The 15,981-nt window shown below is 72.4% G+C and carries 12 protein-coding genes; 4 read left to right on the top strand and 8 right to left on the bottom strand.

The features are described from left to right. The first annotated feature begins 377 nt into the window (after positions 1-377). Positions 378-3,809: an indolepyruvate ferredoxin oxidoreductase family protein gene (locus tag ABD976_RS10610; protein WP_345361121.1), complete on the top strand. Its 3,432-nt coding sequence runs from the start codon at positions 378-380 to the stop codon at positions 3,807-3,809. A gap of 46 nt (positions 3,810-3,855) precedes the next feature. Here ABD976_RS10610 and ABD976_RS10605 read toward each other — a convergent pair whose 3' ends face one another. The 8 genes from ABD976_RS10605 to ABD976_RS10570 form a co-directional block, all read right to left on the bottom strand. Further along, positions 3,856-4,740: a GntR family transcriptional regulator gene (locus tag ABD976_RS10605; RefSeq protein ID WP_345361118.1), complete on the bottom strand. Its 885-nt coding sequence runs from the start codon at positions 4,738-4,740 to the stop codon at positions 3,856-3,858. Between the two features lie 74 nt (positions 4,741-4,814). Then, a complete protein-coding gene (locus ABD976_RS10600) occupies positions 4,815-5,111 on the bottom strand; it encodes an antibiotic biosynthesis monooxygenase family protein (protein WP_345361115.1) in 297 nt (98 codons plus the stop codon). A gap of 12 nt (positions 5,112-5,123) precedes the next feature. After that, positions 5,124-6,416 (bottom strand): CitMHS family transporter, encoded by a 1,293-nt coding sequence (locus ABD976_RS10595; protein ID WP_345361112.1) that lies wholly within the window; start codon positions 6,414-6,416, stop codon positions 5,124-5,126. Positions 6,417-6,504: 88 nt separating this feature from the next. Continuing rightward, the gene (locus ABD976_RS10590; protein WP_345361109.1) at positions 6,505-6,948 is read right to left on the bottom strand and encodes a cupin domain-containing protein; all 444 of its coding nucleotides are present in this window, start codon (positions 6,946-6,948) and stop codon (positions 6,505-6,507) included. After that, a complete protein-coding gene (locus tag ABD976_RS10585; RefSeq protein ID WP_345361715.1) occupies positions 6,948-8,312 on the bottom strand; it encodes an NAD-dependent succinate-semialdehyde dehydrogenase in 1,365 nt (454 codons plus the stop codon). Before ABD976_RS10585 ends, ABD976_RS10590 begins: the two co-directional genes overlap by 1 nt. Beyond that, positions 8,312-9,385 carry an isocitrate/isopropylmalate dehydrogenase family protein gene (locus tag ABD976_RS10580; RefSeq protein WP_345361106.1) on the bottom strand — a complete coding sequence of 358 codons (1,074 nt, stop codon included), beginning with the start codon at positions 9,383-9,385 and terminating at the stop codon, positions 8,312-8,314. The genes ABD976_RS10585 and ABD976_RS10580 overlap by 1 nt, the downstream gene beginning before the upstream one ends. Positions 9,386-9,522: 137 nt before the next feature. After that, positions 9,523-10,695, bottom strand: a complete 1,173-nt coding sequence (locus ABD976_RS10575; protein WP_345361103.1) for an MFS transporter — start codon at positions 10,693-10,695, stop codon at positions 9,523-9,525. Continuing rightward, positions 10,692-11,357, bottom strand: a complete 666-nt coding sequence (locus ABD976_RS10570) for a GntR family transcriptional regulator (protein WP_345361101.1) — start codon at positions 11,355-11,357, stop codon at positions 10,692-10,694. The genes ABD976_RS10575 and ABD976_RS10570 overlap by 4 nt, the downstream gene beginning before the upstream one ends. A 619-nt stretch (positions 11,358-11,976) precedes the next feature. Between ABD976_RS10570 and ABD976_RS10565 the strand changes: the two genes are divergently transcribed. The 3 genes from ABD976_RS10565 (at position 11,977) to ABD976_RS10555 (ending at position 15,884) form a co-directional block, all read left to right on the top strand. Beyond that, on the top strand, positions 11,977-13,071 hold the full coding sequence (locus ABD976_RS10565) for a glycoside hydrolase family 183 protein (RefSeq protein WP_345361098.1): 1,095 nt from the start codon (positions 11,977-11,979) through the stop codon (positions 13,069-13,071). A gap of 192 nt (positions 13,072-13,263) precedes the next feature. Continuing rightward, positions 13,264-14,220, top strand: coding sequence for a LysR family transcriptional regulator (locus ABD976_RS10560; protein ID WP_345361095.1), 957 nt, complete (start codon positions 13,264-13,266; stop codon positions 14,218-14,220). 266 nt (positions 14,221-14,486) lie between these two features. Next, the gene (locus ABD976_RS10555) at positions 14,487-15,884 is read left to right on the top strand and encodes an MFS transporter (protein WP_345361092.1); all 1,398 of its coding nucleotides are present in this window, start codon (positions 14,487-14,489) and stop codon (positions 15,882-15,884) included. The last annotated feature ends 97 nt before the right edge of the window (positions 15,885-15,981 follow it).

Raw genomic sequence — 15,981 nt, 5'->3', positions numbered from 1 at the left:
TCGCGCTCGGCGTTGAGCGGAGCGACTGGATGTCGTTGTCGGCGAAATGGGGGGCAACTGGAGCGGCGAAGGTAACCGGGCGGTGCTCGGGGGTGGAACCGTCGGGTGGACATCCGCGCCAGTGGACCAGTCGGCGCGAGTCCCGGGCCGGGTGCCTCCGGCCAGTGGTCCAGCACCGGGGCCGTCGTCCCCGCGGGTCGGCCGATCGATCGCGGAAGGCGGCCAGCGGATCACCACCGGCAGCTCCTGGGCGTCGAATCGCGGCCGGTGGCCCATGATCCGAGCAGCCGCTTGACCGCTCGGTCCTGCGGTCCTTAGCGTTCGCGCTCTCCTCGTCCCGCTCCCAGTCGTCAGCACGACAGGAAAGGGGAAACCCGATGGACGCCACCACGGGCACCGGCCGCGCAGGGCCGCCCGGATCGACGCCTCCTTCCTTGGCGGACCGCTACCTCGCCGCGGACGGGACGGTGTACCTGACCGGCGTGCAGGCGCTGGTGCGGATGCTGCTGGACCGGCAGCGCCACGACGCCGCGCGCGGCCACCGCGGCTCGGTCTACGTCAGCGGCTACGAGGGCTCGCCGCTGGCGGGCTACGACCTGGAGCTGCAACGCCGCCGGGATCTGCTCGACGAGCACCGGATCGTGCAAGCCCCGGCGCTCAACGAGGAACTGGCCGCGACCGCGGTGGCGGGCACCCAGTTGGCCGGGCAGGTCGCGAACCTGACGACCGGCGGCGTCACCGGCATCTGGTACGGCAAGGCCCCCGGTCTCGACCGGGCCACCGACGCGCTGCGGCACGCGGCGTTGATCGGCACCGCACCGACGGGAGGAGCGGTGGCGCTGGTCGGCGACGACCCCGGCGCGAAGTCCTCCAGCGTGCCCTGCTCGTCCGAGCCCGCGCTGGCCGACCTCCAGATGCCCACGCTGTTCCCGGCCGACTCGCAGGAGGTCCTCGAATTCGGGCGGCACGCCGTCGAGCTCTCCCGCGCCAGCGGGGTGTGGGCGGCGATGAAGGTGGTCACCAACGTCGCCGACGGCGCTTCGACCGCCTCGCTCAGCCCCGCCTGGTCACCGCCGGACCTGACGGACACCGCCGCCTACCGGCACGTCCCGCACGCCCGGCTGCTCGGCGCCGAGCTGGCCGGCCTCGAGCGCAGCCTCCAGCAGGTCCGGCTGCCGATCGCGCTGGAGTACCTGCGCCGCAGCGGGGTCAACCGCATCCTCGGCGCCCGCGACCGGGCGAGGATCGGCATCGTCGCGGCGGGCAAGACCTACCTGGACGTGCGCCAGGCGCTGGACGCCCTCGGGTTGGACGAGGCGGCCTGCGAACGCGCCGGGGTGCGCCTGCTCAAGCTCGGCGCCGTCGTCCCCGTCGAACCGGGCATCGTGCGGGAGTTCGCGCGCGGTCTCGACGAGATCGTCGTGGTCGAGGACAAGCGGGCCTTCCTGGAGACCGCCGTGCGCGACGTCCTCTACGGCACGCCCGAGGCCGCGCCGGTCGTCGGCAAGCACGACCCCACCGGTGCGCGGTTGTTCAGCGACGTCGGGGAGCTCGACCCGGATGCGGTGGCCGCCGGGCTGGGGAAGCGGTTGCGCGCCCGCGGTGTCGCCGTGGCCACCCCGGCGGAGCCACGTCCGCGGAGCCGGCTTTCGCTGCCGCTGGCGACCCGCACCCCGTACTTCTGCTCGGGCTGCCCGCACAACTCGTCGACCGCACCACCGGACGGTGCTCTGGTGGGCGCGGGAATCGGCTGTCACGCCATGGTCCTGACCATGCCGGAAGAACAGGTCGGCACCGTCACCGGGCTCACCCAGATGGGCGGGGAAGGCGCCCAGTGGATCGGCATGTCGCCGTTCGTCGACGCCGCCCACTTCGTCCAGAACCTCGGCGACGGCACCTTCGCGCACTCCGGCAGCCTGGCGGTCCGGGCCGCCGTGGCCGCCGGAACGCCGATCACCTTCAAGGTCCTGTTCAACTCCGCGGTCGCGATGACCGGGGGCCAGGACGCCGTCGGCGGCGAAGGCGGGCTCGGCCGGCTGGTGGCCACCGTGCTCGCCGAAGGCGTGACGAAGGTCGTGGTCACTTCCGACGAACCCCGCATGACCCGCGAGGCGCTGCGTCGCGGCGGGATCGCGCTGCGCGGGCGGGTCGCGGTCCGGGATCGCGGCGACCTGCTCGACGTGCAGACCGAACTCGCCGCCGAGCCCGGCGTGACCGTGCTGGTCCACGACCAGGAATGCGCCGCGGAGAAGCGCCGTGCGCGCAAGCGCGGGAAGCGGCCGATCCCGACGGCGAAGGTGATGATCAACGAGCGGGTCTGCGAGGGCTGCGGCGACTGCGGCCGGAAGTCCAACTGCCTGTCGGTGCACCCCGTCGAGACCGAGTTCGGGCGCAAGACCCGCATCCACCAGTCCTCCTGCAACCTCGACTACTCCTGCCTCGACGGCGACTGCCCCTCCTTCGCGACCGTGACTCCCGCCCGGCGGCGCACCCCCGCCCGCCCGCGGGAACCCGGGCCGCTGCCCGAGCCGGTCCGCCGCGTGCCCGCCGACGACTTCGCCATGCGGATCACCGGGGTCGGCGGCACCGGCGTGGTCACCGTCGCGCAGGTGCTGGCCACCGCGGCCGCCCTCGACGGCAGGCACGTCCGGGCCCTGGACCGGACCGGGCTGGCGCAGAAGGGCGGCGCCGTCGTCTCCGACGTCAAGATCAGCACGGCGCCGCGGACCCGCGCCGCCGCGCTCGCCGCGGGTGAATGCGACCTCTACCTGGGCTGCGACTCCCTGGTGGCCACCGACCCCGCCCACCTGCGCACGACCGCCCCGGACCGGACCATCGCCGTGCTGTCCACCGCGGAGGTCCCCACCGGCCACATGGTCGTCGACCCCGAGCAGCGCTTCCCCGAGGCCGACGGCGTGCGGGCCGCCCTCGACGGCCGCGTCGCCACCGCGCACCACCTCCCCGCCGACGAGCGCTCGGCGGCGCTGTTCGGCGATGGCCAGTTCGCCAACATGCTCCTGGTCGGCGCGGCGTACCAAGCCGGGGCCCTGCCGCTACCGGCCGAGGCGATCGAGACCGCGATCCGGCTCAACGGGGCGCAGGTGGACACCAACCTCCTCGCGTTCGGCCACGGCAGGTGCCTGGTCGCGCGCCCGGAGGACGAGCCGGCACCGGTGCGGCTCGGCATCGACGAGCTGATCGCCCAGCGGACGGCGGACCTGACCGAGTACCAGGACGCCCGCTACGCGGCGGCCTACGCGCGCTTCGTCACCGACGTCCGCGCGCGGGAGCACGCGGTGCGGCCGGGCAGCACCGAACTGACCGCGTCCGTGGCCCGCAACCTGCACAAGCTCATGGCCTACAAGGACGAGTACGAGGTCGCACGCCTGTGCCTCGATCCCGCTTTCGACCAGAGCGTGCGCGACCAGTGGGGCGCGGGCGCGAAGGTCCACCACCGGCTGCACCCGCCGGTGCTGCGCGCGCTCGGGATGGACCGCAAGATCGCCCTCGGCCCCTGGTTCCGCCCGGCCTTCCGCGTCCTGCGCGCCCTGCGGCGGCTCCGCGGCACCGCGTGGGACCCGTTCGGCCGCGCCCACGTCCGCACGGTCGAACGCGAGCTCATCACCGAGTACCGCGGCGCCGTCGAGGTGGCGTTGCACGCGCTCACCGAGCGGTCCCTGCCCACCGCGGTGGAGCTCGCCGAACTGCCCGACCTGGTCCGCGGCTACGAGCGGATCAAGCTCGACAACGTCGAGCGGTACCGCGTCCGGCTCCGCGCGCTGCTCGACCAGCTCGAACCGCCGCGGTGACCCGTCGCCGGCCCGGCTCCGGACCACGGCCGGTCGGTTCCGCCCGTCATCCGCGGTCGTCGTCGGCGGTGGCCTTTTCAGCGCTGACGGTGGTGAGGTGGCGGTGCATGGCGGCGGATGCTTCCCGGCGGCGGTCGGCGAGCAGGAGGTCGGCGATCTCGACGTGCTCGCGGCACCGGACGATCGCGCGGTCGCGGGCCAGCGAGCGGCGGTATTCGATGAGCCGTCGCAGGCGGTCGATGCGCTGGAGGGTGTCGATGAAGAACGTGTTGCGGCTGCACCGCATGACGGCTTCGTGGAAGCCGCTGTTGAGGTCGAACAGCTCCGCGTTGCCGATGTTCCAGATGCCGCCGTCGACGAGGCGCCGCTGCTGGGCGCGCACCTCCTCGATGGCGGTGCGGTCGAGGGCGAAGGTCGGTTCGAGGATGGCGGCGGGTTCGATGGCCAGGCGGAGCCGGTAGCTGTCCTGGTAGGAGCGCAGTTCGGTGAGCATCGGCTGGAATTCCCAGCCGTAGCCGGGGAGCCGTTCGATCCAGCCTTCGCCGCTGATGCGGCGCAGGATGCGGATGAGCTGGGCGGGGGTGAGGCCGTAGTCGCGGGCCAGCCCGTTCTCGGTGACCCGATCGGGGAGGTTGCCGTCGAGGCGGTCGGCGGCGATGCGCAGGTACAGCTGCTCGGTGTCGTCGGCCTCGGTCCGCGCCGCGGGGAGCTCCTCGGGTGGTCGCAGGACGGTGTAACCGCCGCGTTCGGCGAGGCCGACGACACCGTCGTCGGCCAGCAGCCGCAGCGCGCTGCGGATCGGTGACCGGGACACGCGCAGGTGCTCGGCGAGCTTGCGTTCGACCAGCTTGGCGCCCTGGGGCACCTGCCGCTCGCGGAGGTGGTTCACGATGCGTTCGGCGGTCTGGCGCGCCAGCGGGGTCGGTGCCACGGTGCGCGTCCCCTCCTTCCCGGTCGCCGCGAGCTGCGGTCGCGGTCCTGGACCAGGTTAGGACGCGCCCGTCGTCACAGCGGCAGGACGTCGATGACGTGCTCGACGGCCGGTGGTTCGGCGAAGTGCGGCCCGACCAGCTCCCGCCAGCGGGCGTACCCTTCCGAGGAGCGGAAGATCGCGGTGTGGTGCTCGACGGTCTCCCACTCGACCAGGAGCCGGTACAGCAGGGGGTCTTCCACGCTTCGGACGAGCCGGACGCTCCGGCATCCCGCCGCGGCGCGGAACACGGGGACGGCTTCGGCGACCGCCGCCTCGAACGCCTCCTCGTCGCCGCTGTTGATCCGGATGTGCGCGATCTCGGTGATCATGGAGTTCTCCTCTCAGGTCAAGGTGATGGCGCCGGTGAGCACGGTGCAGCCCACCATGCCGAGCGAGACGACCGCGACCCGCAGCAGCGCGAAGCGCTGGAGCTCGCCGATGTCCTTGCCGATCAAACCGAGCAGGACCCACAGGGGCGCCGATGCCGGGCCGATGGAGTGCAGCATCTGCCCGACCACGCCGGCCCGGGCGATCTCGTAGGCGGGGATGCCGTGGTGGCTCGCCGACTCGGCGAGCACCGGCAGGATGCCGAAGAAGTAGGCGTCGTTGGACATGAAGAAGCTCAGCGGCAGCCCGATCAGCGCGGTGAACAGCGGGATCAGGTTCCCGAGCGAGTCGGGCACCGCGGCGAGCAGGGTGCGGGCCATCGCGTCGACCATGCCGGTCTCGGACAGGATCCCGGTGAAGATGCCGGCCCCGAGCACCAGGATGACCACGGGCACGGCGTTGGCGGCGTGCTTGCGGATGACCTCGCCCTGCTCGGCGAGCTTCGGGTGGTTGGCCAGCAGCGCGATCACGAACCCGGCCATGAACAGGGTGACCAGCTCGGCCACGCCCAGGACCAGCAGGACCAGCAGCAGGACGGTCAGGGCGGCGTTGAACCACAGGCGCCAGCCGCGCGCTTCGACGTCGGTGCGCTGCTCGCGCAGTTCGCGGGAGACCTCGGCCAGGACCGCGTCGTCGATGCGCTTGCGCTGTCCCCGCCCGAGGAGGTAGGCGACCACGATGATCAGCGCCGAGGTCAGCAGCAGGCTCGGGATCAGGGGGGTGAAGTAGGTCGTGGCGTCGAGGTGGAGCACGGAGATGGCCCGGGTGGCCGCGCCGCCCCACGGTGTCGAGCCGGAGATCGCACCGAGCGCCATGGTCGCGATGGTGGCGATGACCAGCGGGTTCATCCCGATCCGGCGGTAGATCGGCAGGAAGGCCGAGCAGATGATCATGTAGCTGGTGGTGCCGTCGCCGTCGAGCGCGACCAGCAGTGCGAGCACCGCGGTGCCCACGCAGATCCGCACCGGGTCGCCCTGGGACAGCCGGATGATCCCGTTGCTGATCGGGTCGAACAGCTTGGCGTCCATCATGACGCCGAAGTAGAGGACCGCGAACAGCAGGAGCACGGCTGTCGGCGCGACGGTTTCGATCCCCGCCATGGCCATGTCGCCGAGGTCGGCGCCGCGGCCCGCGATGACCGCGAAGAGCACGGGCGCGGTGATGATGGCGACGAACGCGGTGGCGTACCTGCGCATGACCAGCACCATGAACGTGCCGAGTGTCAAGAAGCCTAAGGTGGCGAGCATCGTTGCTGCTCCTAGCGGGCTCGGGTTTCCGGGCAGGAGGTGTCGCCCGGGGCGGCCGTGGTGGCCGCCCCGGTGAGGTGGCGGTGGGTCAGCCGGCGGTGGTGCCGTGCTCGGCGTCGACGCGCGTGGTCACGCCGGTGCCGACCAGGGTGCGGGTGGCGTCGACGGAGGCGTAGGTCCAGAGGATGCGCATCGGCGCGGTGTCGGAGGCGTTGCGGAAGCGGTGGGGGACCCCGGCCGCGACGTAGGTGGTGTCGAAGCGGGTGAGCCGGTGTTCGGTGCCGTCGATCTCGACGATCGCGTCACCATCGAGGATGACGACGCTCTCCGGGCAGTTGTGGGTGTGCAGCGGGATTCCCGCGCCACCGTCGAAGAGGGTCTGGCCGTTGAGGAACACCTGCGCACCGCGCGCCCGGGTGACCAGCGGGATGGTGCTCGCGCCGCCGCCTCGGGAGAAGGCGTCGAGTTCGGCCGGGCGCAGCACCGCGGGCGGGAAGTCCGCGCAGCAGGGGTCGTCGGGCTGTGCGTTCATCAGGCACCGATCCAGAGCGTTTTGACGTTGACGAATTCGCGGATGCCCTCCGCGCCGAGCTCGCGGCCGTAGCCGGACTTCTTGATGCCCCCGAAGGGGAGTCGCGGATCGGAGGCGACCAGGCCGTTGATGAACACCGCGCCGGCGTCGATCCGGCGCGCGAAGACCCGGGCCCGCTCCAGGTCGCGGGTCCACAGCGCCGCGCCGAGGCCGAATTCGGTCCGGTTGGCCAGGGTCAGCGCCTCTTCGGCGTCGGCGACGCGGGTGATCGCGGCGACCGGGCCGAAGGTCTCCTCGGTGAAGGCGGCCATGCCGGGGGTGACGTGGTCGAGCACGGTGGGCGAGTAGAAGAACCCGGGGCCGTCCAGCGGCTGTCCGCCGGTGCGGACGTGCGCGCCCGCGTCGACCGTGCGCCGGACCTGGTCGTGCAGCGCGTCGCGCAGGTCGGCCCGGGCCATCGGGCCGATCCTGGTGGCGGGATCGGTGGGATCGCCGACCCGCAGCGCCTCCGCGGCTCCGGTGAAGGCGGCGACGAACTCATCGGCCACGGCGTGTTCGACGAGGAACCGCTTGGCGTTGACGCAGCTCTGCCCGACGTTGGTGAACCGCGCTGCCACCGCGGTGTCGGCAGCGGCGGTGATGTCGGCGTCGGCCAGCACGATGAACGGGTCGGACCCGCCGAGTTCGAGCACCTGCTTCTTGAGCTGCGCGGCGGCCTGGGCCGCCACGATCGAGCCGACCTCGGTGGAACCGGTGACCGTGACCGCAGCGATGCGGTCGTCGGCGATGAGGTCGGCGACCGCGGGGACCGGCAGCAGCAGGCTGCGGCACAGGCCCTCCGGCGCACCGGCCTCGCGGACCACGTCCTCCACGGCCAGCGCGCATCGCGGCACGTTGTTGGCGTGCTTGAGGATCGCGCCATTGCCCGCCGCCAGCGCCGGCGCGGCGAAGCGGAAGAACTGCCAGAACGGGTAGTTCCACGGCATGATCGCCAGCACCACGCCGAGCGGATCGTGGACGACCGCCGATTCGGCGGCGCCGGACTCGATCGGCCGGTCGGCGAGGTGGTCGGCGGCGTGCTCGGCGTAGTGCTCGCAGGTCAGCGCGCACTTGTCGATCTCGGCCCGGGATTCGGCGATGGGCTTGCCCATCTCCGCGGTGATCAACCGGGCGTACTCGTCGCGGCCCGCGCGCAGGACGGCGGCGATCGAGCGCAGCAGTCCGACCCGTTCGGCGATCGGGAGCCCCCGCCACCGCCGCTGCGCGGACGCGGCGGCGTCGAGCGCGGCGTCGACGTCGGTGCTGGTGTGCGGCTCGAACCGGGCGAGTTCGGTCCCGATGGCGGGGTTGGTGGACCGGATCATCACGCGCCGCCCTCCTCGTCCAGTGCTGCCACGACGGCGTCGGTGAACGCGGCGGTGCCCAGGGAGCCGCCGATGTCGCGGGTGCGGGTGGCGGGGTCGGACAGGGCCGCCCCGACGGCGGACTCGATCCGGGCAGCGGCTTCGGTCAGCGCCGGGGCGGTGTGCCGGGTGCCGAGCCAGTCGAGCAGCATCGCCGCCGAGAGGATGAGCGAAGTGGGGTTGGCGATCCCCTGACCGGCGATGTCCGGGGCGGATCCGTGCTGGGCCTGGCCGACGCAGATGTCGTGGCCGGCGTTGATGGAGCCGCCGAGGCCCAGGCTGCCGGACAGTTCGGAGGCCTCGTCGGAGAGGATGTCGCCGAACATGTTCGTGGTCACCAGGACGTCGAAGGTGTGCGGTCGGCGCACCAGCAAGGCGGCCGCGGCGTCGACGATCAGTTCTTCCAGCTCGACGTCGGGGAAGTCGGCGGCGACCTCGCGGACCTCGCGCAGGAACAGGCCGTCGGAGAGCTTGACCACGTTGGCCTTGTGCACGGCGGTGACCTTCTTGCGCCGGGTGCGGGCGAGTTCGAACGCCGCGCGTGCGATGCGCTCGCAGGCCTTCGCCGAGATCTTGCGCACCGACAGCGCCAGGTCCTCGTCGGGCATGAACTCGCCGGTTCCGGCGACCATGTTGCGGTCGGAGTAGAAGCCCTCGGTGTTCTCGCGAACGATCACCAGGTCCATCGGGTGCCGCAGGATCGACAGGTCGGGGTGCGAGCGGCACGGCCGCACGTTGGCGAACAGCTCGAAGGCGGTGCGCAGCTCGGCCGAAGGGTTGATCCCGCCGTCAGCTCGTGGCGGGTAGTCGTAGTGCTGCACCGGACCGAGCACGACGCCGTCGACCTGCGGGATCCGCTCCATCACCCGCCGCGGCAGCGTGGTGCCTTCTTCGGCGAGCGCTTTCAGGCCGATGTCGTGGGTTTCGAGTTCCAGTCCGAGGCCGAGCAGGCGGTCGGTGGCGGTGAGGACCCGGAGGGTGGCGTCGGTGATCTCGGGACCGATGCCGTCCCCGGGCAGGACGAGCAGTTGCACGGTGACAGGTTCCTCTCGTGGTCGGCCGAGTTGGCCGTGACAGGACCCTAGAACCAGTACTGGTTTTTTTCAATGGTGAAGTACCAAAACCGTGCTCCCCGGCGAAGCGGGGCCGCTCGCGCCCGGCCAGGACGGGGTCAGTCGCCGGGACGCCGGTCGACGGGGAGGTTGCGGGTCAGGGCGCCGGTGAGGGCGAGTCCCGCGGCCGTCACCCAGAGCACTCCCGCGGCACCCACCCCTGCCGCGACCAGTCCGACCGCCCCCGGGATGACGACCTGGCCGGCCCGGTTCCCGGTGAGCCGCAAGGACATCGCGCGACCGCGTGCGCCTGGCGGGGCGGACTCGGCGAGCCAGGACATCGTCAGCGGTTGGCCCACGCCCAGTCCGAACCCGGCGACCGCGACCGCGATGAGGAGCAGCCAGACCGGGACCGGGGCGGCGGCCGCGGCGAGCCCGGCGGCGGCGGCCACGATGCTCAGGCCCAGCAGGCGGCGGCGCCCGAGCAGGTCCGAGAGCCGCCCGAGGAAGAACCTCGACACCATCGACGACGCGGCGCGCAGCACCAGCAGCGCGCCGATCAACGACGCGGCGATGCCGCGTTCGGCCCCGAGCGCGGGCAGGTAGACCAGGGAGATGTCGACCGCGGCGAGCACGGTGCACGCGGTCAGCAGCGCGCCGGGCAGTCCGGGGAGCCGCAGCAGCGAGCGCACGCCGACGTTCTCCGCCGGGGCCGGGCCGGCTGCGGCCTCGGTGCCTTCGATCGCGAAGGTCAGGGCGAAGAGCACGACGGCGATCGCGATGCCGCCCTGGAAGATCGGGGCGGTGTCCGGGATCGCCCGGGTACCGCCGAAGGCCACGATCAGGAGAGGTCCGGCGGCTTGGCCGAGCGAGGCCGCGAAGGTGTAGTAGCCGAACGCGGAATCCATCCGGCCCGCCGACGTGCTGTTGGCCACCAGCGCCTGTTGCCCGACGATCGCCCCGAGGTGCGCGGTACCGAGCACCACGCTGCCGGCCACCAGGCCGGGCACGGTGTGGCCGAGCACGAGCAGCAGCGTGCCCGCCGCGCACATCAGCAGGCTGCCCGCCAGCATGATGCGTCGCTCGCCGAGCCGGTCGACGATGTGCCCGGCGGGTAGCGCGAGCACCAGCGGGACCACGGCGAAACTGCCGGCGAGCACGCCGAGCCAGGACGCCGGAACGCCCAGTTCCAGTGCTCGGTAGGTGGTGGCGGGGCGCAGGACGAACGTGATGAGCTGGGTCAGGGTCGCGTGCCCGAGCAGCGCCCAGACCCGCCAGTTCGCGGTGGTCACCGCGGCAGGCGCCGGGTCGCCTGGGCGGCGAGGCTGGTGTCGATGTGCTCGGTCATCACCGCGGCGGCCCCGTCGGAGTCGCCCGCGATGATCGCGTCGGCCAGCATCTGGTGCTCCTGGTCCTTCTTGGCCCTGGCGTCCGGCCCCCGGTCGACCTCCAAGGCGAACCTGCGGTAGCGGTCGGCCTTGTCCCACAGCCCTTCCAGCGCCTCGACGAGCAGTTCGTTGTGCGCGGCCCGGTAGATCGCCCGGTGGTAGCGCCGGTGGTGCAGCAGATGTTCGTAGTCGGGGTTCCCGGGCATCGCGCGCAGACCCGCCAGGGACGCGCGGATCTCGGCGATGTCGTCCTTGGTGCGCCGTTGCGCGGCCAGCGACGCGGCCATCGGGTCCAGGGACCGCCGCATCTCCAGCAGGTCGCGGTTCTCCTCGGCCTTGAGCTCGGTGACCTTGGCGTCGCGGTGCGCGCCGAGCTCGACCAGCCCTTCGGACTTCAGCCGCCGCAGGGCCTCCCGGAGCGGGGTGGTGCTGATGCCGATGGTGCGCGCGAGCGTGGCCTGGTTGATCACCGACCCCGGCGGGAGCTCGCCGGAGAGGATCTTCTTCCGCACCTCGTCGTAGGCCACGTCGCCCTTGGTCGCCAGCGGCGCCGCCGGTTCTGCCATCGTCCCGCGACCTCCTCGCTCGCTTATAGCCTACAACAGGGCTGGTGGCGCCTCGCGGGCAACGTTATCAGTCTGCTCACAAGCACAGTGGTGAGCGTCCGGTGGGTTCGAGCGGTGCTCCGGTGTCGGTGTTGACCAGTGAGGTTATAACATCCACGATGGCCGGACGGCAGCGCGTCCGTGCCGCGCGGGACGAGGCGCTGCGCCGCGCCGGCCGCCTGGTCGAGGAGGGCGTGGACGAGACCGTGCGCACCGGCACCGCCACCACCGACCGCGGTGGCTCGGCCGGGACCACCGCCTTCGCCGCAGTGGTCGCCGAGACCATCCGGGCTTCGGCATGCTCGTTCCGAGCGCGGTCGGTGCCGCTGACGGGGCAGGCGTCGCGGCGACCTTCGCGCGGTGGTCCACTTCGGACTTCCCGAGGCCGGATGGGTGCGCTGCGGTGGTGCTCGCGCCGACACCGCAGCTCCCGGGCGGCCCGTCGGCTGCGGTGCCTGCTGCCACCGGACGAGCGCAGGACCTACAGTCGGTGGTGGGCGTCGGCCGTCGCGGGCGGAGCTTCGCCGGCGGGACACTGGAGCCAGCGCGTGAGTACCAATGTGTGAGTAGGAGTGCGGCGGTGCGCAAGGTGAAGGACCTGACCGGTCCTGGGCACACGGACCAGTTCGGGATCGGTGGCACGGACCTCGGGGTCATGGCGACGGCTCCGGACGGGCGGCTGGTCGCGGTGTTCGGCGACACCTTCGAGCGGGCGGGCGTCGGGGGTCCCGGGTGGCGGTCCCCGGTGGTGCTGTTCGCGGACCCCGCGACCCGCCAGGCGGGCATCGAGTGGACCGGCTCGATCGGGCCCCGCCGCCGGTACGCGGATCAGGCGTTGCCGTACCACCACGACTCGATGATCAACGGGTTGCGGGTCAGCACCGTGCTCCCGACCGATCTCATCACCATCGGTGACGAGATGTACCTGCACGTGATGGTGTGCGCGGGGATCGGTCACGTGCACTGGTCCGAGATCCACCGCTCCACCGACAACGGCGAGACCTGGCACCACACCGGCGCCACCTGGCCCGGTGACCACCTCGGCGGCCTGTTCCAGATGCTGACCTGGGAACTCGGCGAGGACGGCTTCGTGTACGCCTTCTCCACCGGGTTCCAGCGGGACCGGGGTCTGCTGCTCCAGCGGGTGCCCGCCGACCGGATCGCGGACCCGCGCGCGTGGGAGGGCTGGGGCTTCCGGGAGGGCGTCTGGGCCTGGGGCAACCCGCCGACGCTCGTCCTCACCGGAGCCTACGGCGAGCTGTGCCTGCGCCGGGTGGACGGGCGGTGGCTGCTGGCGCTGTTCGACGCGGGCAACTACCGGATCGACGTGCTGAACCTGGACGGGCCCACGTCGAACCTCTACGAGGCGGGGCGCGGCACCGTCCTGCACGGCGCCTCCTGGCACCGCGAGGACCACGCGGGCGGGCACGTCGCCCAGCTCTACGGTCCCTACATCGTGCCCGGTTCGACGCTGGACGACCTGCACCTGGTCGTCAGCCAGTGGAACACCGAGAAGGACTGGCCCTACCGCTCCATGCAGTTCGCGGGCTCCGCCCCAGGACCCGGCGACCGCCCCGCGCCGCCCGCCGAACCACCCGGCCTGAACCTCCGGACGGCCGCCGGGGACCTCGCCAAACGAGGCATCGGGTGGGGCCTCAAACGGCTGCTGAAATGAGGGAGCGGTCGCGCGGGCCCGCGGGCTGGCGCGCACCGTTGCATCTAGCATGCCGGTGTCCACGAGGTACGACAACTGCTGTGCTGATGCCGTTCGGTGCGCGGGCTTCCGGGCGGGTCGGCGATTCACGGAGGTCGCGATGTTCGCCGAGCACGGGTCCGCCGCCCGGGAGTCCACGCGCGGAGCGACGTCGTGAGCAGGCAGCCGGACGTGACGCTCGCGCAGCTGAGGTACTTCGTCGAGGCGGCGTCGGTGCTGAGCATGACCAAGGCGGCCGAGGAGCTGCGGGTGGCCCAGTCGGCGGTGTCGGCGGCGGTCGCCCAGCTCGAACGGCAGGTGGGCACGCCGCTGTTCATCCGCCAGCACGCCCGCGGGCTCGTGCTGACGGCGGCGGGCGAGGAGATGCTGCGCGACGTGCGCGGACTGCTCGCGCACGTCGGTGAGGTCCTGGACGCGGCGCGCGGCCGCGGCGACGACGTCCGCGGCCGGATCAAGCTGGCGTGCATGGTCACCCTCGTCCCGTTCGTGCTGCCCGACCTCCTCGCGGAGTTGAGCGGGAGCTGCCCCGGGCTCGAAGTCGAGGTCCTGGAGCTCGAGGCGGCCGCGGTCAGCACCGCGCTGCGCAGCGGCACGGTCGAGGTCGCCGTGACCTACGACCTCGGCCTCGGGCAGGGGGTGGCGCGGGAGGTCATCGCCGAGGTCCCGCCGTACGTGGTCTTGCCCCCGGGGCACCCCCTCGCGGACCGCTCGGCGGTGCGGCTGAGCGACTTGGCGGACGAGCCGATGGTGCTGCTGGACCTCCCGCACAGCCGCGAGTACTTCCGCGAGCTGCTGGCGGCGGCCGGCGCGCCGCCGCGGATCGCCTACCGGTCGAGCAGCGTCGAGGCGGTGCGCGGGATGGTCGCCCGGGGGCTCGGCTTCTCCCTGCTGAACCAGCGGCCGGTGCTGGACGGGACCTACGGTGGGGGATTCGTCGAGGCTCGCCCGATCGCCGACGACGTCCCGTCGCTGTCGGTCGTGGTGGCGTGGATGGAGTCGGTGCGGCGCACCGCGCGGGCGCGCGCCGTCACCGACAGCGCCCGGGAGGTCGTCCAACGGCTCCGCTCGGCGACCGGGGAGCCGGCGCCGGGAGGTCGCGCCCGGTCGTGACGCTCCGGGGTCGCACCCGGGCATCCGGCGAGCCGACCGGAGGGGCACCGCCGCCGAGCGCGCCCGGCAACGCGCTCACGTGGGCCTTCTCGCGGTAGTGCATCGGCGAATCCGATGCAACGGACAAGTTATCTCTGTTTGCCCGATGTGAGCTGGGCCGCTTAGCGTCGCCCCACGAACGGCCGCCGACGTCCGGAAGCGCCGTTCTCGGCAGGGCGCCGGAGCGCGGGCCTGTCGTCTTCTCGCGATGCCCGCTGGAGGTCCCCGTGTCCGATCCCACCGCACGTTCCGCCGCGGACACCGCGCGCGACGCGGCCGTCCACGCCGATCCCGCCTCGCTGCGCCGGAGCGTGGCCGCCGGCGCGATCGGCGTCTTCGTCCACTGGTTCGACTGGGCCGTCTACGCCTACCTCGCCACGACGATCGCGACGGTGTTCTTCCCGGCCGAGGACGAGGTCGCCGGCGTGCTGTCGGTGTTCGCCGTGTTCGCGGTCTCGTTCGGCATCCGCCCGCTCGGCGCGCTGGTGTTCGGGCCGCTCGGCGACCGCATCGGTCGGCGGCGCACGCTGTCGATCGTCATCATCGTGATGTCGATCGCGACGCTGGTGATCGGGTTGCTTCCCGGGTACGGGACGATCGGGATCGCCGCGCCGATCCTGCTGGTCGCGGTCCGGTTGGTGCAGGGCTTCGCCGCCGGCGGCGAGTTCGGCAGCGCCGCCAGCTTCCTGGCCGAGCACTCGCCCCGGTCCCGGCGCGGCTTCGGCGTGAGCTGGCTCGAGGTCGGGTCGCTGCTCGGCTTCCTCGCGGGCTCGCTCGCCTTCTACCTGCTCTCGGTCTCGCTGACGCCCGAGCAGATCACCGCCTGGGGGTGGCGGATCCCGTTCCTGATCGCGGCACCGATGGGCGTCATCGGCTACGTCATCCGGACCAAGATCGAGGACACGCCGGAGTACCGGGCGCTGGAGGCGACCGGTTCGGTGTCGCGCAGCCCGGTCGCGGAGCTCTTCCGCGTCAACCTGCGGCAGCTGCTGCAGGCCGCCGGGCTCATGACGATGATGCACGTGCTGTTCTACGCGGTGCTCACGTACCTGGTGAACTACCAGACCGAGCACCTGGGGCACTCCGCCGAGAGCGCCGCGCTGCTGTCGACGTTCGCCTCGCTGCTCGGGCTGGTGCTGGTGCCCGCGTTCGGCCGGCTGTCCGACCGGGTCGGCCGCAAGCCCGTCATGGTCGGTGCCGCCGTCGTCCTGCTGGTCGCGGCCACACCCGCCTACCTGCTGATGCAGACGGGGATGGTCGGCACCGTCGTCGCGGCGCTCGGGTTGGCCGCGATCCTCTCGGCGATCCTCGGAACCCACGCCGTGTGGGCCGCCGAGACCTTCCCGACGCGGACCCGCCAGGGCGGGCTGTCGATCGCCTACAACATCACCGCAGCGCTCTTCGCGGGCACGGTGCCGTTCTTCATGACGGTCCTCATCTCGGCCACCGGCAGCCTCCTGGTCCCCGGCCCGTACCTGATGGTCGCCGCCGTGATCGGGCTGGTCGCCGCCCTGAGCATGCGCGAGACGGCCGGGCGCGGCCTGCTCCAGGACCAGGACCTGCCCGCCCGCTCCGGGGAGGACGCGTCCGCGCGCCCGGCTTCCGCCGGCGGCGCCCGCTCCTGAACGTCAGCACGGACGTGCGGCACGGTTGCATCGGTTCGTCTGATGCAGGTATTCGGAAACATGTCTTGGACTGTTGCAGTGGAATCGCCGAAACTCG

This window comes from Saccharopolyspora cebuensis (genome assembly GCF_039542665.1).
In the GTDB taxonomy this organism is placed as follows: Bacteria; Actinomycetota; Actinomycetes; order Mycobacteriales; family Pseudonocardiaceae; genus Saccharopolyspora; species Saccharopolyspora cebuensis.
This window is presented reverse-complemented; position numbering and strand designations above follow the sequence as displayed.

Bases quoted from the DNA above. Each gene is read 5' to 3' on its own strand.
- ABD976_RS10610 (WP_345361121.1), top strand. From the start codon at position 378: ATGGACGCCACCACGGGCACCGGCCGCGCAGGGCCGCCCGGATCGACG.
- ABD976_RS10600 (WP_345361115.1), bottom strand. From the start codon at position 5,111: ATGATCACCGAGATCGCGCACATCCGGATCAACAGCGGCGACGAGGAG.
- ABD976_RS10595 (WP_345361112.1), bottom strand. From the start codon at position 6,416: ATGCTCGCCACCTTAGGCTTCTTGACACTCGGCACGTTCATGGTGCTG.
- ABD976_RS10590 (WP_345361109.1), bottom strand. From the start codon at position 6,948: ATGAACGCACAGCCCGACGACCCCTGCTGCGCGGACTTCCCGCCCGCG.
- ABD976_RS10585 (WP_345361715.1), bottom strand. From the start codon at position 8,312: ATGATCCGGTCCACCAACCCCGCCATCGGGACCGAACTCGCCCGGTTC.
- ABD976_RS10570 (WP_345361101.1), bottom strand. From the start codon at position 11,357: ATGGCAGAACCGGCGGCGCCGCTGGCGACCAAGGGCGACGTGGCCTAC.